Source organism: Amycolatopsis sp. NPDC059235 (assembly GCF_042754125.1).
GTDB lineage: Bacteria > Actinomycetota > Actinomycetes > Mycobacteriales > Pseudonocardiaceae > Amycolatopsis > Amycolatopsis albidoflava.
In genome coordinates this window covers 22,034-43,820 of record NZ_JBHZAG010000032.1, presented here as the reverse complement: position 1 = coordinate 43,820, position 21,787 = coordinate 22,034, and the positions used below count along the sequence as shown (strand labels likewise).

The 21,787-nt window shown below is 69.0% G+C and carries 21 protein-coding genes; 9 read left to right on the top strand and 12 right to left on the bottom strand.

All coding sequences use genetic code 11. From position 1 onward, the window contains the following. Position 1: 1 nt before the first annotated feature. Positions 2-982, top strand: coding sequence for a UDP-glucose 4-epimerase GalE (galE, locus tag ACFXI3_RS21735; protein WP_378401637.1), 981 nt, complete (start codon positions 2-4; stop codon positions 980-982). Positions 983-1,304: 322 nt separating this feature from the next. Here the strand turns inward: galE and ACFXI3_RS21730 are convergent, their stop codons facing one another. Continuing rightward, the gene (locus tag ACFXI3_RS21730) at positions 1,305-2,417 is read right to left on the bottom strand and encodes a DUF4192 domain-containing protein (RefSeq protein WP_378401636.1); all 1,113 of its coding nucleotides are present in this window, start codon (positions 2,415-2,417) and stop codon (positions 1,305-1,307) included. A gap of 205 nt (positions 2,418-2,622) precedes the next feature. Further along, a complete protein-coding gene (locus ACFXI3_RS21725; protein ID WP_378401635.1) occupies positions 2,623-3,474 on the bottom strand; it encodes a M23 family metallopeptidase in 852 nt (283 codons plus the stop codon). A 90-nt stretch (positions 3,475-3,564) separates the two neighbouring features. Here ACFXI3_RS21725 and ACFXI3_RS21720 point away from each other — a divergent pair, with 90 nt between their 5' ends. Next, positions 3,565-4,701: a sensor histidine kinase gene (locus ACFXI3_RS21720; RefSeq protein ID WP_378401634.1), complete on the top strand. Its 1,137-nt coding sequence runs from the start codon at positions 3,565-3,567 to the stop codon at positions 4,699-4,701. Beyond that, the gene (locus ACFXI3_RS21715; RefSeq protein ID WP_344268544.1) at positions 4,698-5,339 is read left to right on the top strand and encodes a response regulator transcription factor; all 642 of its coding nucleotides are present in this window, start codon (positions 4,698-4,700) and stop codon (positions 5,337-5,339) included. Before ACFXI3_RS21720 ends, ACFXI3_RS21715 begins: the two co-directional genes overlap by 4 nt. On the opposite strand, the gene ACFXI3_RS21710 is transcribed toward ACFXI3_RS21715, so the two are convergent. Continuing rightward, the gene (locus ACFXI3_RS21710; protein WP_378401633.1) at positions 5,315-7,039 is read right to left on the bottom strand and encodes a Xaa-Pro dipeptidyl-peptidase; all 1,725 of its coding nucleotides are present in this window, start codon (positions 7,037-7,039) and stop codon (positions 5,315-5,317) included. The two genes, ACFXI3_RS21715 and ACFXI3_RS21710, sit on opposite strands and share 25 nt — an antisense overlap. 130 nt (positions 7,040-7,169) lie before the next feature. Here ACFXI3_RS21710 and ACFXI3_RS21705 point away from each other — a divergent pair, with 130 nt between their 5' ends. After that, positions 7,170-8,693, top strand: coding sequence for a DUF4139 domain-containing protein (locus ACFXI3_RS21705; RefSeq protein WP_378401632.1), 1,524 nt, complete (start codon positions 7,170-7,172; stop codon positions 8,691-8,693). 4 nt (positions 8,694-8,697) lie between these two features. Here ACFXI3_RS21705 and ACFXI3_RS21700 read toward each other — a convergent pair whose 3' ends face one another. Next, positions 8,698-9,129 (bottom strand): CBS domain-containing protein, encoded by a 432-nt coding sequence (locus ACFXI3_RS21700; RefSeq protein WP_344267923.1) that lies wholly within the window; start codon positions 9,127-9,129, stop codon positions 8,698-8,700. 98 nt (positions 9,130-9,227) lie between these two features. Beyond that, positions 9,228-10,637 (bottom strand): PLP-dependent aminotransferase family protein, encoded by a 1,410-nt coding sequence (locus ACFXI3_RS21695; RefSeq protein WP_378401631.1) that lies wholly within the window; start codon positions 10,635-10,637, stop codon positions 9,228-9,230. Positions 10,638-10,718: 81 nt separating this feature from the next. Here ACFXI3_RS21695 and ACFXI3_RS21690 point away from each other — a divergent pair, with 81 nt between their 5' ends. Next, positions 10,719-11,297, top strand: a complete 579-nt coding sequence (locus ACFXI3_RS21690; protein ID WP_378401629.1) for a TIGR03086 family metal-binding protein — start codon at positions 10,719-10,721, stop codon at positions 11,295-11,297. On the opposite strand, the gene ACFXI3_RS21685 is transcribed toward ACFXI3_RS21690, so the two are convergent. Then, entirely contained in the window at positions 11,290-12,213 is a 924-nt protein-coding gene (locus tag ACFXI3_RS21685; RefSeq protein WP_378401627.1) for a neutral zinc metallopeptidase, read from the bottom strand. The genes ACFXI3_RS21690 and ACFXI3_RS21685 overlap by 8 nt on opposite strands. A gap of 107 nt (positions 12,214-12,320) precedes the next feature. On the opposite strand from ACFXI3_RS21685, the gene ACFXI3_RS21680 reads away from it, so the two are divergent. After that, entirely contained in the window at positions 12,321-14,330 is a 2,010-nt protein-coding gene (locus ACFXI3_RS21680; RefSeq protein ID WP_378401625.1) for a prolyl oligopeptidase family protein, read from the top strand. Here the strand turns inward: ACFXI3_RS21680 and ACFXI3_RS21675 are convergent. The 3 genes from ACFXI3_RS21675 to ACFXI3_RS21665 are packed head-to-tail and all read right to left on the bottom strand — an operon-like array spanning position 14,327 to position 16,283. Then, positions 14,327-14,914, bottom strand: a complete 588-nt coding sequence (locus ACFXI3_RS21675; RefSeq protein ID WP_344267933.1) for a hypothetical protein — start codon at positions 14,912-14,914, stop codon at positions 14,327-14,329. The two genes, ACFXI3_RS21680 and ACFXI3_RS21675, sit on opposite strands and share 4 nt — an antisense overlap. Before the next feature lie 53 nt (positions 14,915-14,967). Further along, positions 14,968-15,456 carry a hypothetical protein gene (locus ACFXI3_RS21670; RefSeq protein WP_378401623.1) on the bottom strand — a complete coding sequence of 163 codons (489 nt, stop codon included), beginning with the start codon at positions 15,454-15,456 and terminating at the stop codon, positions 14,968-14,970. A gap of 5 nt (positions 15,457-15,461) precedes the next feature. After that, a complete protein-coding gene (locus ACFXI3_RS21665) occupies positions 15,462-16,283 on the bottom strand; it encodes a S1 family peptidase (protein WP_378401621.1) in 822 nt (273 codons plus the stop codon). 135 nt (positions 16,284-16,418) lie between these two features. Here ACFXI3_RS21665 and ACFXI3_RS21660 point away from each other — a divergent pair, with 135 nt between their 5' ends. Genes ACFXI3_RS21660 through ACFXI3_RS21650 form a run of 3 tightly spaced genes read left to right on the top strand, consistent with a single transcriptional unit; the run spans position 16,419 to position 17,916 of the window. Next, positions 16,419-16,976: a TetR/AcrR family transcriptional regulator gene (locus ACFXI3_RS21660; protein WP_378401619.1), complete on the top strand. Its 558-nt coding sequence runs from the start codon at positions 16,419-16,421 to the stop codon at positions 16,974-16,976. Between the two features lie 5 nt (positions 16,977-16,981). Beyond that, on the top strand, positions 16,982-17,512 hold the full coding sequence (locus tag ACFXI3_RS21655) for a DUF4865 family protein (RefSeq protein WP_378401617.1): 531 nt from the start codon (positions 16,982-16,984) through the stop codon (positions 17,510-17,512). An 11-nt stretch (positions 17,513-17,523) separates the two neighbouring features. Then, entirely contained in the window at positions 17,524-17,916 is a 393-nt protein-coding gene (locus ACFXI3_RS21650) for a tautomerase family protein (protein ID WP_378401615.1), read from the top strand. A 14-nt stretch (positions 17,917-17,930) separates the two neighbouring features. Here the strand turns inward: ACFXI3_RS21650 and ACFXI3_RS21645 are convergent, their stop codons facing one another. The 3 genes from ACFXI3_RS21645 to ACFXI3_RS21635 form a co-directional block, all read right to left on the bottom strand. Beyond that, positions 17,931-18,359 (bottom strand): cytotoxic translational repressor of toxin-antitoxin stability system, encoded by a 429-nt coding sequence (locus ACFXI3_RS21645; protein ID WP_378401613.1) that lies wholly within the window; start codon positions 18,357-18,359, stop codon positions 17,931-17,933. Next, on the bottom strand, positions 18,356-18,772 hold the full coding sequence (locus tag ACFXI3_RS21640; protein ID WP_378401611.1) for a prevent-host-death protein: 417 nt from the start codon (positions 18,770-18,772) through the stop codon (positions 18,356-18,358). Before ACFXI3_RS21640 ends, ACFXI3_RS21645 begins: the two co-directional genes overlap by 4 nt. A gap of 171 nt (positions 18,773-18,943) precedes the next feature. Continuing rightward, the gene (locus tag ACFXI3_RS21635; protein WP_378401609.1) at positions 18,944-21,760 is read right to left on the bottom strand and encodes a vitamin B12-dependent ribonucleotide reductase; all 2,817 of its coding nucleotides are present in this window, start codon (positions 21,758-21,760) and stop codon (positions 18,944-18,946) included. Between the last annotated feature and the right edge of the window lie 27 nt (positions 21,761-21,787).

Here is a 21,787-nt window from a genome sequence, read left to right as displayed (position 1 = left end):
CGTGACGGACCAGCAAAGCCCCCTGAAACTCATCGTGACGGGCGGCGCGGGGTACGTGGGCAGCGTGTGCGCCGCCCGCCTCATCGAAGCGGGTCACCAGGTCACCGTGGTGGACGACCTGTCGACCGGGCACGCGGACGCGGTGCACCCGCAGGCGCGCTTCGTCGAGGGCGACGCCGCCGAGGTCGCCGCGGACCTTCTCGGCGAGGGTTTCGACGGCGTGCTGCACTTCGCCGCGAAATCGCTGGTGGGCGAGTCGATGGCCGACCCGGCGAAGTACTGGGAAGGCAACGTGGTGACCTCGCTGCGGCTGCTGGAGGCGATGAAGAAGCACGGCACGCCGCGCCTGGTGTTCTCCTCGACCGCGGCGACCTACGGCGAGCCCGACGTGTCGCCGATCCCGGAAACGGCCCCGACGCAGCCGACCAACACCTACGGCGCGTCGAAGCTCGCCATCGACCACGCGATCACCAGCTTCTCCCGCGCCCACGGCATCGCCGCGGTCAGCCTGCGGTACTTCAACGTGGCCGGAGCCTACGGCGCGTTCGGCGAACGGCACACCACCGAAACCCATCTCATTCCTCTCGTTCTCCAGGTCGCGACCGGCGATCGCGACCACATCTCCATCTACGGCGACGACTACCCGACGCCCGACAAAACGGCCGTCCGCGACTACATCCACGTGGTCGACCTCGCCGACGCCCACCTCCTCGCCCTGCGCCACGCCGCCGCCGGCGAGCACCGCATCTACAACCTCGGCAGCGGCACCGGGTTCTCGGTGCTGGAGGTCGTGGAAGCCTGCCGCCGGGTCACCGGGCACGCGATCCCCGCCGTCGTGGCCCCGCGCCGCGCCGGCGACCCGTCGGTGCTGGTCGCGTCGAGCGACAAGGCCAACGGCGAACTCGGCTGGACCCCCAAGCTGACCGACCTGGACGGGATCGTCTCGGACGCTTGGCAGTTCACCCAGTCGCGTCCTTCCTGACGGCGAGTCCCCGGCTGGGCTCAGGACCGTGGCGGCGCGCTGCGGACGGGTCTGGTGCGGGTGGTGTTTCGGGGCGGGGATCCGGGCTAGATCCCCGCCCCGCATCGTTTGCGGCGAACCATGAGCGTCGTTCGGACGCGCCGAGGCAGGGCACCAAGGTCCACTGAGGACTCACCGGTGCGGCATCAGCTCGGGACCGCGGAAGGAATCCGGCTCGGGCACCGTGCCGTCCTTCGGCCAGAACCCCGTCCGCCACCGCGGTATCGAACCGGTTCACGGGAGCGCGTCTCGGCCTGCCGTCCGACGCGTGGCCAAGGCCTGGTCACCTCATCCCCCTCGGCGGCCCCGATCTTCGACCCCGGTCCCGCTCGGCGCCGCTCCCCGGTTCCGACGGCGGAGACAACCCGAGATCCACCGCAGTGCTCAAGTCGGCGAGGCCAGCCAGTTTCGCCGGATCCGTGCCGATGTTCCACGCGGTCTGCAGCAACTGCGCCACCATGTGGTCAGGGTCGGCCTCGACAGCGTTCGCCAGCGCCATCCCCGCGAGCGCTCCTTCCCCGCGCATCAAAGCGGTGTAGCCGAGATAGAGCGCGGCCTCGGCGCGGTGCGGCGGCGGCAATTCACGGACGAGCGTCAGCCACACCTCCTCCGCCTCCCGGGTCAGGGACGTATGCGGTGGGACCGCCAAGGCCATGCACGCGTCCCGGATGGGGGTGAACATCAGCGCATGGGCCAGCCGGACGGCTTGGTCGTCATCAGGAGGGCCCGCACCTCGACGCTGGCGGAGGAACGCATCGCGGAGTTCGGTCACCGCGGCGTCCAAGACATCGCTCCGCGACATTCCGGGGCTGTACAACGGTTCCGGGGACGATGCCAGCAACTCGGCGCGACGGGTGATCGCTTCCGGGGAACGCGGTTCCAGTACGGCGGCCAGCTCTTCACGGCTGCGGAAGACGACGAACCCAGCCTCCGTGGTTGCCGCAGCGATGACCGTCTCCTGCGGATCGGGCACCACGCCGCCGCAATCCGGATCCAGATAGCACGCCCATTCCGCACCGGGTTCGATCTCGGACGCCCACAGTGCGTGGAACAGACGGAGGCTGTGCCGAGCCAGGACCCGCTGAAGCTCGGCCAAGAATTCCCTGTGGGGTGGACCGTTTTCGTCGGCCGAGCCGCCCACGAGGACGACGGTGACACCGTTGTGCTCGCGATTGGCGAAGCGCGGGATCAGCGCATCGGCTTGCTCTGCTTGGAGTTCTCGCGCCGGCAGGTCGGCGCGCAGCATCAGGCCGATCGTGGTGCCGGGTACGCGATGGCCCAGCAGCACAAGGGAATCAGCCGGACAGAAGCCGAGCAGGTACGGGAGGGAGGCGATGAGGTCGGCCGGATTGCGGAGGGTGGCCCGGGAGATGCCGGGCGGCGTCGAGGTGGTCACGCCTCCACTGTGCGCCGGAAAAACGCGAGTCAAGGCCCGCGAGGCAAATCTGTGGACGACGGCGGGCCGTTGTGGACAACCGCGTCACCGGCGAAGAGAACCGGCGGAAATTGTCGGTGGGGTGTGCATCGGCCAACACTGTCCACAATAGACAAATGCTGCCGGAGCCGGCGAGAAGGCTCCGGCAGCATCGGTCAAGACAAACTCACCCGCAGTGTTCGAACGGGCTCTCGTACGACGAAGAGCCGACCGAACCGCCCCACTTGACGCACGTCGAACCGGCAGTCTTCTTCACCGGACCCGCGTAGTAGGTGAAGTTCCCCGAATCCGTAGCCCTGGTCGAGCCCTGCACCTCCAAGAACGCCGAAGCCGCGCTCGCGGTCCCCAGCGAAACCGCCTTCAGGGTCGTCACGCAGTTCTCTTTGGAAGACGAGTTGTACAGCAGGTACGCGGTGCCCGCCGAGCCCAGCGCCTGCTGGTCGATCACCGAGAAGCCCGACCCGCACACCTGCGTCGCCGAGTACGGGTTGCCGCCGCAGCCGTTCTTGCTCGTGAAGTCCTTCTTGCCGTAGTACGGCACCGCGACGCCGTTCAGCACGGCCTTCTGCGTCACGCCGTTCAAGTTCTCTTCGAAATGCAGGTGCGGTCCGGTCACCCCGCCGGTCGCGCCCGCCTTGCCGATCTCCTTGCCCTGCCCGACGCTCTGGCCCACCGAGACTTCCTGCTCGGACAGGTGCGCGTACCGGGTCCGCCAGCCGCCGCCGTGGTCCAGTTCGATCCAGCGGCCGTAGCTGGTGCTGCCCTCGTTCGCGACGCGCGTGACCGTCCCGGGCGCGGCCGCGAGCACCGGCATGCCGGTGATGCCGGACTTCTGGAAGTCGACCGAGTTGGCCGGGTTGTGGCCGCTGAAGGTCGCCGCGGTGACCGTGACGCCGCACTTGAACGGCACCTGGAAGTTGGGAGCCGCGGACGCCGCCGACTGGGCGGCGAGCGTCAGGCCGCACGCGGGCAAGGCCACCGCGGCCGCGACCGCCGCGAACCGTCTCAACCTGGACATGGGGCGTACCTCCTGGTGGGGGAAATGTCCGACGCCCTCCAGCCAAGCCCGAGCCAGTACATTTTCCGTACAAGACGACGGGGAGGACCCATGGGCACACCGGCGGCCTCGCTCGCCAACGCCCGGCGGCGGTTCGAGGGCGCCGACTGGGTGCGCTGGGGCGTGCTCGCCGTGCCGCCGCTGTTCGCGATCCCGCACGCGCGACCGTGGACGTGGCCGCTGATCGGGCTGATCCTCGTACTGTCCGTCCCGGCCCTGTGGCTCACCCGCGAGTCGAAGCCGCGCTGGCTGATGCCCGCGACCATGATCGCCGTGGTGGCCGCGGCGGGAGCGCTCTGGATCCTTCAGCCGAGCAGCTGGACCTCGACGACGATGTTCGGCGCGGTCTTCTACACCCTGCGCGTGAGCAGCCGGATCGCGGCGGCTGTCGCGCTCGCCGTGGCTTCGGCGACGATCCTCGTCTGGTCGATCGCCTACGAGCTCGACTGGCTGAACGCGGTCGCCCTCTTCGCCGTCCTCGTCGTGATGGTGCTGCTCGCGGCCAACCGCCGAGGCCGCGCGGAACGGCTGGAACAGACCGAACTCGCGCTCGCCCGCGCCCAGACCGCGAGCGAGGAGCACGCTCGCGCTGCCGCCCTCGCCGAACGCGCGCGCATCGCCCGCGAACTGCACGACGTCCTCGCGCACTCCCTCGCCGGTCTCGCGCTCAACCTTCAGGGCGCGCGCCTGATGCTGGTCCGCGACGGTGCGAGCGAAGAGTCTCTCGCGCAGATAGAACGCGCGCAGAAGCTGGCGACAGACGGTCTCGCCGAAGCACGCGAGGCCGTCGCCGCGCTGCGCGAAGACGCGGTACCCGTCGAGCGCTCAGTATCGGACCTTCTCGCCGCGTACAGGCTCGACACCGGCTCTCGCGCCGACCTGGTGATCGAAGGCGAACCACGCGAGCTAGACGCAGCTGTCGGCACCACGCTCGTACGCGCCGTACAGGAAGCCCTCGCGAACTCGCGCAAACACGCGGGCGGTCCCGCCGTAGACGTCACGGTGGCCTTCAACAACGACGAAGTCGACTTAACGATCATCGACCACCAGGGCCGCCGTCCGCCGGAGCCGCCGTCGCCGGGATACGGTTTGCGAGGCATGGGCGAACGGGCCGCGCTGTTGAACGGGAAGCTCGAATGCGGCCCTGGGGAGGACGGATGGCGGATTCAGCTGACAGTGCCGGCGTGACGCTGCGCGTGGTGCTGGCCGACGACCAGGCAGTGGTGCGCGAAGGGCTCGTAACGCTGCTCGGCCTGCTGCCGGGCGTCGAGGTCGTAGGCGCGGCGGCAGACGGCGTACAGGCTCTCGAACTTGTCGCCGAGCACCAGCCGGACGTACTGCTCGTCGATCTGCGCATGCCGAACCGCGACGGCGTCGAGACCACTGAACTGGTGCGCGCGCAGCATCCGAAGACCGAGGTAGTCGTCCTCACCACGTACGCCGACGACGATTCCCTGCTCGCCGCGCTCAAAGCAGGCGCACGCGGGTTCCTCACGAAGGACGCCGACGCCGACGCGATCGTCCGCGCGCTCCGTTCAGCCGCCGCCGGTCAGTCCACTGTGGACGGCGCACTCCAGCAACGGCTGGTAGCGGCTGCGACAAGCCGCTCCCCGGTACGCACGAAGGAGCTGGAAGGCCTCACCGCACGCGAAGTCGAGGTGTTGCGGCTGATCGCGGCCGGCCTGTCGAACACGGAAATCGCGCGCACTCTCGTAGTCAGCGAGGCGACGGTGAAGACGCACGTCAATCACCTGTTCGCCAAGGCAGGACTGCGCGACCGCGCGCAAGCCGTCGCCTTCGCCTACCGCGCCGGGATCGCCGAGTAGAACGCCTGCTTCCCGCCGACGATCGGCAGCGTCACAGTCGTCCCGGTCAGATCCAGCGACAGCCCGGTGCCCGGCTCCGGCCGCAGCGTGAAGTCGTGGTCGCTGGAGGCCAGCACGAACTCCAGCCGATGCCCGGCCGCCACGATGTAGTCCTTGGGCATCAGCGAAACCTCGATGCGGTACCGCTGTCCGGGCGTGATCGGCGACGTGATCGACGGGCTGACGCGGTTCTGCGGGTCCGTCCAGCCCCGGCTGATCACGTGGGAAGTGCCGTCCGGCGCACGGTCGAGCAGCACCGCGGTGACGTTCGCGGCAGGGCGGTCGAACGACAGCCGCAGCTCGGCCTTCGCCGTGCCGGACAGCCGCACCGGCTCCGTGGTCGCGGAAGTACGGTAGCGCAAGCGGTTCCCGGACGACGCCGCGTCGGCGAGCTGTTCGATCTTCTTGCTCGCGTCGTCGGAAAGCGTTTCGACGGTCGGACGGCCTGGCACCGGCTGCCGGTCGAGTGTCCCGGTCGAACGTCCGCCCGGCCACGGGTGCAGCTCGACGTCCGAAGTGCCTGGCGCGGGCCACTCGGCCTCGTCGACCCACGACTTGTCCTCGCGCTGGATGGTCGCCTTCGGCTCGCGCTCGATGCCGTTGTCGACGCCGTAGAGGTAGTGCGACATCCACTTGTTCAACGTCGTCAGCCAGACGTCGCGACGCAGCGAAATCGGGTCCGCATGGCCGGACTGGTGCAGCCAGATCTTGTGCTCGACGCCGTGCTTCTTGAGCGCTTCGTACCAGGTCGCGACCTGTTCGGTCTTCACGTTCCAGTCGTTCAGCCCGTGCACCGCCAGCACCGACGCGTGCACCTTGCCGACGTCGTCGCGGTAGTTCCGCACGTCCCAGAACTGGCTGTAGTCCCCGGTCAGCCGGTCCTGATCGGCGGTGAGGCCGTCGAGCACCGGACGGCAGACCTGCTGGTCGGCGCGCGAGTAGACGTAGCCGGCGAGCACGTCCGTGTCCTCGCCCTGGTATCCGCCGGGAGCGACGACCGCGCCGGCGTTGCGGTAGTAGCCGTACCAGCTCGAAATGGCAGCGATCGGCACGATCGTCTCGAGTCCTTCGACACCGGTGCTCGCCACGGCGTTGGGCAGCGTGCCGTTGTAGGACACGCCCATCATTCCGGTCTTCCCGGTGCTCCAGCTCGCCGCGACGGGCGCGCCGGCCTTGTCGTGCGCTTCGGCGCGGCCGTTCAGCCAGTCGACCACGGAACGCGCGCCGATGGTCTCGTTCACGTCGCCGGTCGTCGGACAGCCGGTGGACAGCCCGGTGCCGAGGGATTCGCCGTACACGACAGCGAATCCGCGCGCGGTGAAGTAGTTCTGGTAGCTCCAGCCGATCGGTGCCGCGACATGCGGACCCGGCACGTACAGCTCGGTGTCGACGTCGTGGTTCGGCACGTCGTTGCCGCCCGCGAAGTACGGGCTCGCTTCGTACACGACAGGCACCTTCATGCCCTGCTCCGTGGCTCGCGGACGCACCACTTGCGCGTGTACGAGGTCAGGCTTCCCGTCGTGGTCGCTGTCGACGGGCGCGGTGACCCAGACGTCCTCGCGGATGACGTCAGCCGGATCGAAGACCGCCTGCGCTTGACCGTCGGTGAAAACCGGCGCTGGCGGCGAAGCGGCTTCAGCGACCGCGGGCACGGACAACATGGCCACTGCGACGAAAACGGCAGCGACTCGAGCGGCAACTCCCACCAGAACCCCCAAGCTGGACGAAGCAGGCGAGCAAGTTGAGAGTTCCGTCAACCGCAACTCGCGTCAACCGACTAACGTCGGAGCCATGGACGCACCGATCGCCACGGTCACGGTCTATCCGCAGAACGCGCGCGTCACCCGTCGCTCTCAAGTCACTCCGGCCGACGGTTCCCGCGTAGAGATCACGGGTCTCCCCCTGTCGCTCGACGCTGCTTCGGTGCGCGTCAGCGGCTCGGGCGACGCGTTGGTCACCGGCGTTGACGTCGCGTACGCGCAGCACGCCGCGCCTGCGGACCCAACGCTGCGCGCGCTCGTGGAGCAGCGACGCGCGGATCAAGCGACTGTCGACGAGGTCGCGGACGACGAGAGCGCTGCTGCGGCGCGCGTCGACCTGTTGACCGGCGTCTCACGACGCAGCGGAGCAAGCTTCGCGAAGGCGTTGGCCGGCGGCGACGCCGAACCGGGACGCGTGCAAGAAGTGAGCGAAGCGCTCAGCACGCAGTTAGCGGTGGCGCTCAAGGAACGCCGCGCGCTCGCCACAAGGCTCGAACGGCTGCGCGAAGACCTTGCTGCGCTTGACCGTCAGATCGAAACCCGCAGCGCACAGTCCGAACAGGACAGTTCGACGATCACCGTGGAGCTGGAATCCCCTGCCACCGCCGAAATCGAACTGTCCTATGTAGTCCCCGGCGCGCGCTGGGAACCGGGATACGACGTCCGCGTACGCGGCACTGACGTCACGGTCACCTCGTACGGGCTCGTCAGCCAGCACACCGGCGAGGACTGGCCGGAGTGCGAGCTGACACTGTCCACCGCTCGCCCGGCGAACACCGTCGTGATCCCGGAACTCCAGCCCTGGTACCTGGATCGGCAGCAGCCTCCGCCACCCCAGCCGCGAGCTGCGATGGCGGCCCCTGCGATGGCGTACGGCGGCGCAGCAGGAGCCGGTCGAGACGGCTTCGCCGCGAAGCTCTCCGCGGTGGAGCAAGGCGCCACCGCAGTCACCTACCGCCCGGCGCGCCCGGTCGCGATCCCGTCCGGCGCGCAAGGCCACCGGACAACGCTCGCGCAACTGGACCTCACGGCCGAACTCGACTACGTGACCGCGCCGACGCAGGCTGAAGAGGCCTACCTGCGCGCGAAGGTGGTCAACACCGCCGAGCACACGCTTCGCGCCGGTCGCGCCGCGGTGTTCCACGAAGCCGAATTCGTCGGCAGCACGCAGCTAGAGCTGTGGGCTCCCGGCGAGGAACTCGAACTCGCCCTCGGCGTCGACGACCGAATCCGTGTCGAACGCGAACTGGTCAAGCGCAGTGCCAGCAAGGCGACGTTCTCCACGCAACGCCGCCGCGAAGCCGATTACCTGACGACAGTGACCAACCACAGCCCGCGCGAAGCCGTGGTGGCCGTGCTCGACCAGGCCCCGGTCTCCCGGGACGACTCGATCACCGTGCGGGACCTGCGGCTGAGCCCGGAGCCGGTCGAGCGCACCGAACTGGGCCAGTTCACCTGGCGGCTCACGATCGCGCCCGGGGCGTCCGCGACGGTCTCGCTCGGCTACCGGGTGGACGTCGCGAAGGGCGTCGAGCTCAGCGGCTGGCGCGAGTGAGGCGTCAGCCCTGGGAGATGTAGGCCTCCAGCTGTTCCTGGCTCTGTTCCAGCTGCTCCATCCGGATCTTCACCACGTCGCCGATGCTCACGATCCCGGCGAGGCGCCCGCCGTCGAGCACCGGCACGTGCCGGATCCGCCGTTCGGTCATCACCACGCTGAGCTGGTCCACCGGATCGTCCGGGGTGCAGCTCGCGACCATGGTGGTCATGATGTCCGCGACCGGCCCCTGCAGGACCGAGGGACCGTGGTCGTTGAGCCTGCGCACGACGTCGCGTTCGGACACGATCCCGGCGATCCCGCCTTCGGCGTCCACCACGACCATCGCGCCGACGTTGTGCCGGGCGAGCCCCGCCAGCAGCTCGGCGACCGTGGTACCCGGCGACACAGTGGCGACCGTCGCGCCCTTGCGCTGAAGCACATCCGCAATCCGCATGGCGATGCCCTCTCCTCGGTGAGTCGGGTCACATCAGGTTAGGGCCCCGCTGCCGTGTGCGAAAGTCCAGCGGGATGCGTCCGTTCGTGGTAACGCGCTCATCCGTCGAACACCCGGCGCAACCGGGCGAGCCCGGGTCCGATCCGGTCGGTGGCGATCGCGCCGTAGCCGAACAGCAGTCCGTGCCGCCGCGCCGCCACGGAGAAATCGCCGAGTGAGAACAGCCGGACCCCCGCCCCGGTCGCCTTCCGCGCGAAGCCGCGCAGGTCCCGGTCCGCCGACGCGCTCAGGTGCAGACCGGCCGACGCGGGCACCGGCTCCAGCACGTCGCCGAATTCGGCCCGCAGACCGTCCACGAGCAGGTCGTGGCGGGCGCGGTAGATGCCGCGCATCCGGCGGACGTGCCGGGCGAACCCGCCTTCGGCGATGAACGCCGCGACCACCGCCTGCTCGATGCCCGGGGAATGCCAGTCGGCGAGATATTTCGCCTTCACGATCGCCTCCGCCAACGCGGGCGGCGCGGCGAGAAAACCCAGCCGCAGCGCGGGCGACAGGACCTTCGAGAACGAACCGACGTAGACCACCCGGCCGTGAGAATCCAAGCTGTGCAACGGTTCCAGCGGACGTCCGGAGTAGCGGAACTCGGTGTCGTAATCGTCCTCGACCACGACGGCCCCGTTGTCCTCAGCCCAATCCAGCAACGCTCGCCGGCGAGACGGCGACATCGCGACACCGAGCGGATACTGGTGCGACGGCGTCACGTGCACCAGACGAGTGCCCGGCGGGATCGCGTCGACCACGATGCCCTCGTCGTCCACCGGAACCGGTGCGACGCGTACGCCGAGCGTGCCCAGCAACAAGCGCGGCGGCGGGTAACCGGGATCCTCGACCGCAGCCAGGTCGCCCGGCCGCAGCAGGACCCGGGCGACGAGGTCGATCGTCTGCTGCGCGCCTGAGGTGATCACGAGGTGTTCGGGTCGTACGCGAACATTCCGGGACACCGCGAGGTGCCGCGCGAGTTCCGTGCGCAGCCGGGGATCGCCTTGCGGTTCGCCGTAAGTCATCAGCTCCGCGCGGGAACCGCGCAACGACTGGGTCATCAGCCGACGCCAGGTGTCGAACGGAAACAGCCGCACATCCGGCACTCCAGCACGGAAATCGAACTCCGGCGGGCCGGTGAACGCTTTCGGCGGCGCGGGTACGTCTGTCCACTCTGGACGCGGCTGGACGCCGTCGGAGAGCCCGGCCGGTTCGACCGGACGCGGCGCGGCGCCGGCCCGCACGTAAGTGCCGGCTCCGACCCGGCCGGCGAGGAATCCTTCCGCGGTGAGGCGTTCGTAGGCGGCGGTGACGGTGGTGCGCGAAACGGCCAGCTGGTGCGCCAGTTCCCGGGTCGGCGGCAGCGCGTCGCCGTCGCGGAGCCGCCCGTCGAGCACCGCTTCGCGGATCTGGCGGTAGATCTCATCGCGGTGGCCGCGGGTGCCGGACAGGTCCAGATGCAGGTCCACGCGTCCAGCCTAGATTGGTCCACCGCAGTTGGCTTCGCTTTGGCTCTCTTCCTGGACCGATCTGGCGGTTAGCGTGACCCCATGACCACGTTCGACCTCGACCGGCAGTCCCTTCTCGTCCTCGACCCCATCGTCGCGAAGACCACCGCGGCGGACCTCGACCGGCCCACGCCGTGCGCCGGCTGGACGCTCGCCGACCTCCTCCGCCACCAAGTCAGCGAAAACCACGCCTTCGCCGAAGCAGCACGCGCCGGCTCCGCGAAAGACTGGGACAGCGGTCAGCTCGGCGAAGACCCGTACGCCGCGTACGCAGCTTCGGTGACCGACTACCTCGCCGCGTACAGCGAAGCTGACGTCGCGGAACGGCAGATCGCCATCAACACCTTCGGCACCTTCACCGGCACAGTCGCGATCGCAATGCACCTCGTCGACACCGTCGCGCACGGCTGGGACCTGGCCAAGACCCTCGACGTCGCGTACGACCCGGTGCCGGAGGCAGTCCACGCCGCGCTGCAGTTCGCGCTCATGATCCCCGCCGACCCGAAGGCCCGAATCGAGCGCGGGACGTTCGCGCCGGTCGTGCCCGTCAGCACCGACGAAGGCGAACTGGACCAGTTCCTCGGCCTGCTGGGCCGCGACCCGGACTGGCGGGTCAGCTGACCTTGTCCGCCGGGGCCGACCAGGTGTCGCAGGCAGCCGGGCCAGCTCCGGTGTAGCCGGCCTTCGCCCAGGCCAACTGGTTCGCGCGGGTCCCGTGGTCGCCGCTGTCGTCGGCGCGGCCGTAGTCGGCGACGGCGGCGTTCGCGGTGGCCCGGCTGATCGACCCGTGATCGGACGCGGCGTGCAGGAACAGCGCGCCGAAACAGTTGGCCTGCAGCTCGATCCGGCGCACGACGGCCTTGTCCGCGTCGCTGGTCGGTTCCGGAGAAGCCATCTCGGCGCTCGCCGCGTCGAGGATGCCGCTCTCGCGCTGGACGTGGTGGCCGTACTCGTGCGCGAGCGTCGCCAGGTGGCGGGCGCGGCTCAGCCCGGCGTCCGCCAGCATCCAGTCGGTGGGCGCGTAGATCGTGGCGTCGCCGCCGCAGTAGTACGCGACCGCTTCGTCCCGGGACGGCGCGTTGCCGCAGGCGCTGGTTTTCGGCAGCGTGACCGACACCTTCACCGGCAGGTTCGGCTCGTCCGCTTTGTCCAGCGCCGGCTGCCACGCCTGTTTCAGACAGGCGACCAGCGCGGTGTAGAACGTCTTGAGCTGCTCCGCGTCCCGGCTCAGCTCCGGCAGGTCGCACGACACGGGACCGAGCGCGACCCCTTGGGCCAGCAACGGGTTGCCGCTGAGCTTGCGCACCGGTTTGGCGTCCTGGCGGTCCGGCATCGCGTCGGCGTCCGGGGCCGCGATCGCGTGCCCGGACACCTCGTGCGGCACGACGGCCATGAGCGCGAGCGTGCCCGCGACGATCGCCACCGCGGCGACCGCGCCCAGCGCCCTGCCCGGCCTTCGGCGCGGCGCCCGCGGCGGCGGTGGCGGCGGTGGCGGCGGTGGCGGCGGCGGCCACGAGCCTCCGGCGTAATACGTCATTCCTCCCCCTCCCGACCAGCATACGGAGACCGCGAGCCGCCCTGGATCACGAAACGGGAACGCCGGGCTCCTGGCCTGATCCGCGACCGGCAGCGAGACTGGACGCTATGACTGTCGAAGATCCGTACCTGTGGCTGGAAGACGTGACGGGCGACGAGGCGCTCGAATGGGTCCGTTCGCGCAACGCGGAGACGCTGGACGTGCTCACCGCGAGCGAGAGGTTCGGGCAGCTGCGGGACTCGATCCGCGAGGTGCTCGACGCGGGCGGCCGGATCCCGTACGTCGCGCGCCGGGGAACGCGCTACTACAACTTCTGGCAGGACGCCGAGCACCCGCGCGGGCTGTGGCGGCGCACCACGCTGGAGCAGTACCGCACCGGCGAACCGGACTGGGAGATCCTGCTCGACGTCGACGCGCTCGCCGCGGCCGAGGACGAGAACTGGGTCTGGAAGGGCGCCGCGGTGCTGCGTCCCGGGCACCGGCTCGGCCTGGTCCAGCTGTCGAGGGGCGGCGCGGACGCGACCGTCGTCCGCGAGTTCGACCTCGACGCGCACGAGTTCGTGGCGGACGGCTACACCCTGCCCGAGGCGAAGCACCGGATCGGGTGGATCGACGCCGACCGGGTGTACATCGGAACCGACTTCGGCCCGGGCTCGCTCACCACGTCCGGCTATCCGCGGCTGGTGAAGGAATGGCGGCGCGGCACCCCGATCGAGGACGCGGTGCTCGTCGCCGAGGGCAAGCCGGACGACGTCGCGGTGATGGCGGTGCACGACCCGACCGAGGGCTTCGAACGCGATTTCGTGCGCCGCGCGATCGACTTCTACCGCACCGAGTACTTCGAGCGGACCCCGTCCGGGCTGGCCAAACTGGACCTGCCCGAGGACGTCGAGGTGTCCACGCACCGCGAATGGCTGCTCGTGCACCCGCGCAGCGCGTGGACCGTCGGCGGTGCCGAACATCCGGCGGGCACCCTGCTCGCGATCCGCTACGACGCGTTCAAATCCGGCGACCGCGATTTCACCGCGCTGTTCACCCCGGATGCGCACACCTCGCTGGACTACTACACGTGGACCCGCAACCACTTGCTGCTCGCGACACTGCACGACGTCAAGTCCGAGCTGCGCGTGCTGACGCCGGGCCCGGACGGCTGGACCGAAGCGGAACTGGGCGGTGCGCCGGAATTCGGCAGCGCGCAGATCGTCGACACCGAACCGGACGTCGACGACGAATACCTGGTGGATTCCTCCAGCTACGTCCAGCCGTCCACGCTCACCCGCGGTGTCGTCGGCGGCGACGTCGAGGTGCTGAAGCAGGCGCCGGCGTTCTTCGACGCGAGCGGGATGGAGGTCAGCCAGTACTTCGCGACGTCGGACGACGGCACGAAGATCCCGTACTTCGTGGTCCGTCCGCCCGGCGCGGAAAACGGCCCGACGCTGCTGTACGGGTACGGCGGTTTCGAGGTATCGCTGACTCCGTCGTACGGCGGGGTCGTCGGCCGGTCCTGGCTGTCGCGCGGCGGCACGTACGTGGTCGCGAACATCCGCGGCGGCGGCGAGTACGGCCCGGAATGGCACATGCAGGCGGTGAAGGAGAACCGGCACAAGGCGTACGAGGACTTCGCCGCCGTCGCGCGCGATCTGGTCGCGCGGGGCATCACGACGAAGGAACGGCTCGGCATCCAGGGCGGCAGCAACGGCGGGCTGCTGATGGGCGTCATGCTCACCCGCTACCCGGAGCTGTTCAGCGCGATCGTGTGCCAGGTGCCGCTGCTCGACATGAAGCGCTACCACCTGTTGCCTGCCGGGGCCTCGTGGATGGCCGAATGGGGCGACCCGGACGTCCCGGAAGAGTGGGAGTACATCTCGAAATACTCGCCGTACCACAACGTTTCGGCCGACGTCGAGTATCCGCCGATCCTCTTCGTCACCTCCACCCGCGACGACCGCGTGCACCCCGGGCACGCGCGCAAGATGGTCGCCCGGATGCGCGAGCAGGGCCACGACGTGGAGTGCTTCGAGAACATCGAAGGCGGCCACGGAGCGGCCGCGGACAACGAACAACTCGCGTTCCGTTCGGCGGTCGCGTACGAATTCCTCTGGTCGAAGCTTTCCTAGACCAGGTCCCGGGGCCGCGCTCGCACGCGCGGCCCCGGGCGTACCGACGGTCCTCTGTGGACATCGACGAGGGCCTGCTCGAACCGCGCCCAGGCGTCGGTGACGAACGCGAGCCAGGGCACCCCGAGCCTCCGCAACGCGCGTCCGTGGCCGACCAGTACGCCGCCGGTTTCCAGCACCGCTCTGGCTCGCCACTTCACCGAGGCCGCGATTCTTTGCCGCCGCAACCGGTCCACGTGATAACCGAGGCGCCGTTCCAGCCCGGCGAACACGCGTGCGGCGACCTCCACGGTGACCGGATCGCGGGTGCCGTCCCGCAACGCGCGATAGTAGCCAAGCGCGAGAACGTCGGAGATCAGCTGGCTCATCACGTCGCTTTTCCTTGCCTGGCCAGCGGTTTCGAGCAACCGGGCGACCAGCCGCCGGTCTTGCGCGGTCAGCTCGTCCGGCTGCCGCTGGAACCGCCGGACGCTGCGCGCCACCACCGGATCCAGCCGCACCCCGCTCCCCCACGCCGGCTGCGGCCTCACCTTCCGCCGCCGCGCCTCCGCCTCGAACACCGCACTCCAGTCCACGGCGGTCATGCTGCCGCCTGGATGTGCCGGTGCGGCGGGGAGGTTGTGGAGATTCGGTGGAGCTACGGGACGAACAGCGCGGCGGCGGCCCAGTGGAACACTTTCGGGTCGCCAAGGCCGGATTCGGTGAGCCAGCCAGCAGCCTGGCGGGCCGCGGCCGCGTCCTCGATCAGCCCGTAGCGACCGGGCACGACGCCGGTGGCCGCACGGACGTCGTCGACCAGGCCGCCGAGGCAGCGCCAGGTGTGCCAGAGTCCGCCGTCGTAACCGACCAACTCGAAGCCGAGCAACTCGCCGGACGTGCTCGCGCCTTCCTCGATCCGCCCGACGACGACGCTGGTCTCGCGATTCCAGCCGTCCTCGACGATTTCGCGGACGATCGGCTCGGCTTCCTCCGGCGCGAAGCCCACTTCGAGCACGTCAAGCCCGGTTTGCCGAGCGGGGGCGAGAGCGCGGAACCAGTCGTCGTGCACCTCAGTGACACACTCGCTGATCGACACGAGTTCGCTTGTCCGGCGCACAGCGCGATAGCCCGCCGACACGAGAGTCATGACCGCTAGTTTCCTCCCCGGTTCGCCCGGATCGTCCGCCGGATCCAGTCGGCGTACGCGGGCACGCTGCTGTACAGCCCGGGCCCGCCGGCACACGCCGGGCGCGCGGTGCCCGGCCCCGAAGTCACACCGATCAGCTCCCACCGCCCACTAGCTCCGCGCCGAATCTGCGGACCACCGGAATCGCCGATGCACGCCATCGCTTCCGACCTGGGGCTGACTGTGCACAACCGCATCCGCCCCGCGTAACCCGGACCGCACTCGGACTCCGCGCCGCGTCGAACATCCAGCTCCTGCAACCGTTCCGCGAACCGTGCTTTCGCTGCGTCGTTCGTGTCCACGGTGGTGCCGAACCCGAGCAGACGCGTCGGCGTCCCGGGCGCACCGGGGCTCGACGCCAGCCGGATCGGCTTCTCGGCGACGGGACGGTCCAGCTTGATCAACGCGACATCGTTGCGGTTGAAGGGAATGATCTCGCTCTGCAGCGCGTAACCCGGATGCGTGATCACCTGCGCGATCCTCCGGACGGTGCCGCCGGAATGCTGTCGCTCGCTGCCGATCCGGACGGTGCCGTCCGGCGTCACCAGGGTGGAGTCCACACAGTGACCCGCCGTCACCACCCACTGCGGGTCGATCAGAGAGGCGCCGCACACGCCGCGGTCGCCGGTCTGGTCGACCCTCTCCGGAATGGAGGCCATGAACGGGTAACGCTGCGTCGAATCGCCGCCCTTCACGATCGCCTCGGCAGTGCCGGTCGAAAACAGGGTGGCGCACACCGCGGCGGCCATCGTCACGGCGACCGCCCGGCGGCCAGCAGACTTGATCACGGAGAAGTCCTTTCCTTCGGCTCGCGACCAGCCTGCCGGGTCAAGATCATCCGGACCATGCGGTCAGCCGGTCTCCCCGCGGTAGGGCCTGCCCCCATGGTTGTCTCTGTACCTACTAGTATGTACGCTTTCGTCATGTCCACCAGAGACCAGCTCATCGCGAGCACTCAGGACCTGCTGTGGGAGCGGGGGTACGTCGGCACCAGCCCGAAGGCGATCCAGCAGCGCGCCGGAGCCGGGCAGGGCAGCATGTACCACCACTTCGCCGGCAAGGCCGACCTGGCGCTCGCCGCGATCCGGCAGAACGCCGACGATCTGCGCGCCTCCGCCGAGGCCGCTTTCGCCCAGGGCGAGACCGCGGTCGACCGCGTTTCCGCCTACCTGCTGCGCGAACGGGACGTCCTGCGCGGCTGCCCGGTCGGCCGGCTGGCGCTGGATCCCGAGATCGTCACGAACCCGGAATTGCGTGCCCCGCTGGAAGAAACCTTCGATTGGCTGCGCGGCCGCCTCGCCGAAGTGCTCGCCGAGGGCATCGCGAACGACGAACTGCCGAGCGACCTCGACCCGGCCGAGACAGCAACCACACTGGTCGCGGTACTGCAGGGCGGGTACGTCCTCGCCCGCTCGTCCGGCACGGTCGATCCGTTCGACCAAGCGATCCGCGGAGCACTCGCCCTCCTCGGCCGGCGGTGACGCCGATGTACGCGATGCAGTACGAGATCGACCTGCCGGACGGCTACGACATCGAGCACCGAGTCGCCACCCGAGGCCACCGCACCGACGCGTTTCCCGGACTGGGCCTCAAAGCGTATTTGGTGCGTGACAACCACTATGCGCCGTTCTACCTGTGGACCGACACCGCCGGAATGAGCCGATTCCTCTGGGGCGGAGGAGGATTCGACGGCATAGTCGAGGATTTCGGCCGACCGCCCGTGCGGCATTGGACCGGCGCTCGTTGCCTCGCCGGTCCGGCGCGAGCGACCGCCCCGGAGTTCGCGACCAAACGCTTACGCCCGCTGCCCGCGGACTCCGCTGCGATCGAACGCGAACTCGAAGAACTCACGCGACAGTCCCAAAACCCGGCCGTGCACACCACTGCGCTGGCCGTCGACCCGCACCGCTGGGAAGTCGTGCGCTTCACCCTCTGGACCACCGATCCGACCGAGGACACCGACGTCCGCTACCGGGTGCTTCACCTGTCCCAACCGAATCTCGACCAGCTGAGCTGAAAGGCCCCTCCATGCCGCTCGTCCGCATTGACGTGCTGTCCGAACCGAACGCCGGCCACCTCCCCGCCATCGGCGAAGCCGTGCACCAGGCGATGACCGAAACCATCGACGTCCCCGCCGACGACCGATTCCAGATCCTGAACAGCCACACCGCCGACCGCTTGCGCTACGACCCCGACTACTTCGGCGTCCACCGCGACGACGACATCGTGTACATCGCCATCACCTTGCGCGCCGGCCGCACGAACGACCAGAAAACCGCGCTGTACCGGCGAGCGACCGAACTGATCGCCGAGTCGACGGGGATCGAGCCGAGGAATGTGTTCTTCAGCCTGACGGAAAACCACGAGGTGGACTGGTCGTTCGGCGAGGGGGTCGCGCAGATGCTGCCGTCAACGCCCTGAACGTCCTCGCCCGATCAAGCATCTTCGGTCCAGTAGCGCTGAACCCTGGCCACCGCCTCGTCCTTGCTCATCCCAGCCACCTCCGGCTCTTCGAGACCCACGCGCGAGAGCAGCAGGTACACGAGATCGGCGGGCAGGGCTCCGGCAGGAGGCTCCGGAGTCCCGCGAGCCGGTTTGACGCCATCCTGCACGCAGGACCAGAATTCCGGTTCCTCGACGTCGAGCTGATCCCGGAGAATGTGGTTCCACAGGCCCGGTCCATAGCCGCCGCGGTCCACCGGATGCGAGATGCGGGTGCGGAGAATCCGGCCGTCGGCAAGATCGAACTCGTACGTGACGTGATGCGTTCCGGTTCGCCCGCGCGCGTCTCGCACTCTTCGCCATTCTTCGACCTTGCAGAACGTCTGGTGGTCGCTGCGGGTCGGCTGCGGCCAGGAAGTCATTGTGCGGCACCGACAAGCCAGTCACGCAGCTGCGCGTCGTCGCTGAAGCTGATCAGCTGCACCAGCCCCCAGTTGTCCCGGTGGTTCGGAGCGTTCAGCAGCCGCTCCTGCCAGTCCTGCGCGTACTCCCGCAGGGCGTCGGCCATTTCGTCGACCGCCTCGTCGAACGACGCGCCGTCCGCGGACACCGGCAGCCCCGGCAGGAACACCGACCAGCCGCCGGCTTCGGGGACGACCTGAGCGTGCGACGGAACGACTGACGCGAGGACGTGGCGCAGGCGCACGACATCCACCACAGCGGTCGTCGCGGAATCGCGCCGGACAGTCGCGACGACCCCTTTCTCAGCGGCATCCAGCAAATCCTTCAAATGTGCACGCGCATCGGTGTAGCTGTCGTAGTGCACAGCAGACATGTCAGCCTCCCAGCCGGTCCCCACCAGCTTGCCTCGCCGAACCAAGTACGTCAAGTACTTGAAGTACTCACGATGGCGGGCGGGATCGCCGGCACACAAAAAACGGAGCTGGGGCAGCACCTGCTGCCCCAGCTCCGATCAATCGTTCAGCCGGCGAAGAAACGCTCGCCCTCAGCTGCAGCCGGAAGTAGCCCCGCAGCCCTCGCAGGCGTAGCACGATCCGGCGGGCCTCATCTTGGTTCCGCAGGTCATGCAGAGCGGTGCGTCCGCCGCCTTGCCGAGGTGCAGTTCCATCAGTTCGGCCGTGCTGTGCGCGTCACGCCCGGAGGTGTCCGTTGTGGACTCATCCGCGCGGGCGGGCGACGAATCCACACTGCTGCGCAGCGCCTCGATCTCGAGGTTCTGCCCGCCGTAGTTCGCCTCGACCTCCGCGGAGCGTTCGTCCGCGGTGAAGATGCCCAGCTGGGCCCGCTTTTCGTACGGCAGGTAGTCGAGTGCCAAGCGGCGGAACAGGTAGTCCATGACGCTCGTGGCGATCCGGATGTCCGGGTCGTCGGTCATGCCCGCCGGTTCGAAGCGCAGGTTGGAGAACTTCGAGACGTAGAACTCGAGCGGGATGCCGTGCTGCAGGCCGACCGAGATCGACATCGAGAAGGCGTCCATCACGCCCGACAGGGTGGAGCCCTGCTTGCCGAGTTTCACGAAGATCTCGCCGAGGCCGTCGTCCGGGTACGAGCCCGCGTGCAGGTAGCCCTCGGCGCCGCCGACGGTGAACGACACCGTCTGGCTCGGGCGCTTCTTCGGCAGGCGGCGGCGCACCGGGCGGTATTCGACGACCTTCTCCGGCTCGGTCTCCGCCGCGGCTTCCTTCTTCTTGCCCGTGGACAGCGGCTGGCCGACCTTGCAGTTGTCGCGGTAGATCGCGAGCGCCTTGAGGCCGAGTTTCCATCCCTGGAAGTAGATCTCCTCGACGTCCTCGACCGTCGCCGACTCCGGCATGTTGACCGTCTTCGAGATCGCGCCCGAGATGAACGGCTGCACCGCGGCCATCATCCGCACGTGGCCCATCGGCGCGATCGACCGGTCTCCGACCGCGCAGTCGAACACCTCGTAGTGCTCGGGGCGCAGGCCCGGCGCGTCGACCACGTGGCCATGCTGCGCGACGTACTCGACGATCGCCTCGACCTGCTCGGCCTGATAGCCCAGCACCCGCAGCGCGCGCGGCACGGTCTGGTTCACGATCTGCATCGACCCGCCGCCGACGAGCTTCTTGAACTTCACCAGCGAGAAGTCCGGCTCGATACCGGTGGTGTCGCAGTCCATCATGAAGCCGATGGTGCCGGTGGGCGCGAGCACCGAGGCCTGCGCGTTGCGCCAGCCGTTGCGGGTGCCGAGTTCGATGCCCTGCTGCCATTCCTGCGACGCGAGCGCGCGAACCGCCGCGTCGTTGCCGTGATAGGTGCGGACCAGCTCGTTGGCCGCGGCGTGCTTGCGCATGACGCGCTGGTGCGCCTCGGCGTTGCGGGCGTAGCCCTCGTACGGTCCGACGACGCCGGCCAGCTCGGCCGAACGACGGTAGGACACGCCGGTCATCAGGGACGTGATCGCGGCGGCGAGCGCGCGGCCGCCCTCGGAGTCGTACGCGTGGCCCAGCGCCATCAGCAGCGCGCCGAGGTTGGCGTAGCCGATGCCGAGCTGGCGGAACTTGCGCGTGGTGTCGGCGATCGGCTCGGTCGGGAAGTCGGCGAAGCAGATCGAGATGTCCATCGCGGTGATGACGAACTCGACGGCCTTCGCGAACAGCGGCGCGTCGAACGTGCCCTCTTCGGACACGAACTTCAGCAGGTTGAGCGAGGCGAGGTTGCAGCTCGAGTTGTCGAGGTGCATGTACTCGCTGCACGGGTTGGACGCGGTGATCCGGCCCGATTCGGGGCAGGTGTGCCAGTCGTTGATGGTGCTGTCGTACTGGATGCCCGGGTCGGCGCATTCCCACGCCGCCTGCGCCATGCTGCGGAAGAGCTTCTTCCCGTCGGTGCGGTCGATGACCTCGCCGGTGAGCCGGGCGCGCAGGCCGAAGTCGGTGCCGTTCTCGACGGCGTGCATGAACTCGTCGGAGACGCGGACCGAGTTGTTCGCGTTCTGGTACTGCACCGAGGAGATGTCGGAGCCGGAGAGGTCCATGTCGAACCCGGCGTCGCGCAGGACCTTGATCTTTTCCTCTTCGCGCGCCTTGGTCTGGATGAACTCCTCGATGTCCGGGTGGTCGACGTCGAGCACGACCATCTTCGCCGCGCGCCGGGTGGCGCCGCCGGACTTGATGGTGCCCGCGGACGCGTCGGCGCCGCGCATGAACGAGACCGGGCCGGACGCGGTGCCGCCGGAGGTGAGCAGTTCCTTCGACGACCGGATGCGCGAGAGGTTGAGGCCCGCGCCGGAACCGCCCTTGAAGATCAGGCCTTCCTCGCGGTACCAGTTGAGGATCGACTCCATCGTGTCGTCGACGGCGAGGATGAAGCAGGCGGACACCTGCTGCTTCGAGGACGTGCCGACGTTGAACCACACCGGGGAGTTGAAGCTGAAGACCTGGTGCAGCAGCATCCAGGTGAGCTCGTGCTCGAAGATCTCGAGGTCGGACGGACCGGCGAAGTAGTCGTGCTCGGCGGCGGCCTTCACATAGGTGCGCACCACGCGGTCGATGAGCTGCTTGAGGCTGCTCTCGCGCTGCGGGCTGCCGACGGCGCCGCGGAAGTACTTGCTGGTGACGATGTTGGTGGCGTTGACCGACCAGAACTCGGGGAATTCGACCCCGCGCTGCTCGAAGTTGACGCTGCCGTCGCGCCAGTTCGTCATGACGACGTCGCGGGTCTCCCACGCGACCTCGTCGTAGGGGTGGGTCCCCTCGGTGGTGAAGACCCGCCGGACGGTGAGGCCCTTGTTCGGCTTCTTGTTCTGTCCGGCCGCCGCGCCGGTTCCCACGGTTTCGGTCATGCGGTTCTGTCCCTCGCTCCCCGCGAC

Coding starts and splice junctions, on each gene's coding strand:
- ACFXI3_RS21725 (WP_378401635.1), bottom strand. CDS start 3,474: ATGTCCAGGTTGAGACGGTTCGCGGCGGTCGCGGCCGCGGTGGCCTTG.
- ACFXI3_RS21685 (WP_378401627.1), bottom strand. CDS start 12,213: ATGACGTATTACGCCGGAGGCTCGTGGCCGCCGCCGCCACCGCCGCCA.
- ACFXI3_RS21700 (WP_344267923.1), bottom strand. CDS start 9,129: ATGCGGATTGCGGATGTGCTTCAGCGCAAGGGCGCGACGGTCGCCACT.
- ACFXI3_RS21655 (WP_378401617.1), top strand. CDS start 16,982: ATGTACGCGATGCAGTACGAGATCGACCTGCCGGACGGCTACGACATC.
- ACFXI3_RS21705 (WP_378401632.1), top strand. CDS start 7,170: ATGGACGCACCGATCGCCACGGTCACGGTCTATCCGCAGAACGCGCGC.
- ACFXI3_RS21670 (WP_378401623.1), bottom strand. CDS start 15,456: ATGACTCTCGTGTCGGCGGGCTATCGCGCTGTGCGCCGGACAAGCGAA.
- ACFXI3_RS21645 (WP_378401613.1), bottom strand. CDS start 18,359: ATGACTTCCTGGCCGCAGCCGACCCGCAGCGACCACCAGACGTTCTGC.
- ACFXI3_RS21650 (WP_378401615.1), top strand. CDS start 17,524: ATGCCGCTCGTCCGCATTGACGTGCTGTCCGAACCGAACGCCGGCCAC.
- ACFXI3_RS21680 (WP_378401625.1), top strand. CDS start 12,321: ATGACTGTCGAAGATCCGTACCTGTGGCTGGAAGACGTGACGGGCGAC.
- ACFXI3_RS21720 (WP_378401634.1), top strand. CDS start 3,565: ATGGGCACACCGGCGGCCTCGCTCGCCAACGCCCGGCGGCGGTTCGAG.
- ACFXI3_RS21640 (WP_378401611.1), bottom strand. CDS start 18,772: ATGTCTGCTGTGCACTACGACAGCTACACCGATGCGCGTGCACATTTG.
- ACFXI3_RS21660 (WP_378401619.1), top strand. CDS start 16,419: ATGTCCACCAGAGACCAGCTCATCGCGAGCACTCAGGACCTGCTGTGG.
- ACFXI3_RS21690 (WP_378401629.1), top strand. CDS start 10,719: ATGACCACGTTCGACCTCGACCGGCAGTCCCTTCTCGTCCTCGACCCC.
- ACFXI3_RS21675 (WP_344267933.1), bottom strand. CDS start 14,914: ATGACCGCCGTGGACTGGAGTGCGGTGTTCGAGGCGGAGGCGCGGCGG.
- ACFXI3_RS21635 (WP_378401609.1), bottom strand. CDS start 21,760: ATGACCGAAACCGTGGGAACCGGCGCGGCGGCCGGACAGAACAAGAAG.
- ACFXI3_RS21710 (WP_378401633.1), bottom strand. CDS start 7,039: ATGTTGTCCGTGCCCGCGGTCGCTGAAGCCGCTTCGCCGCCAGCGCCG.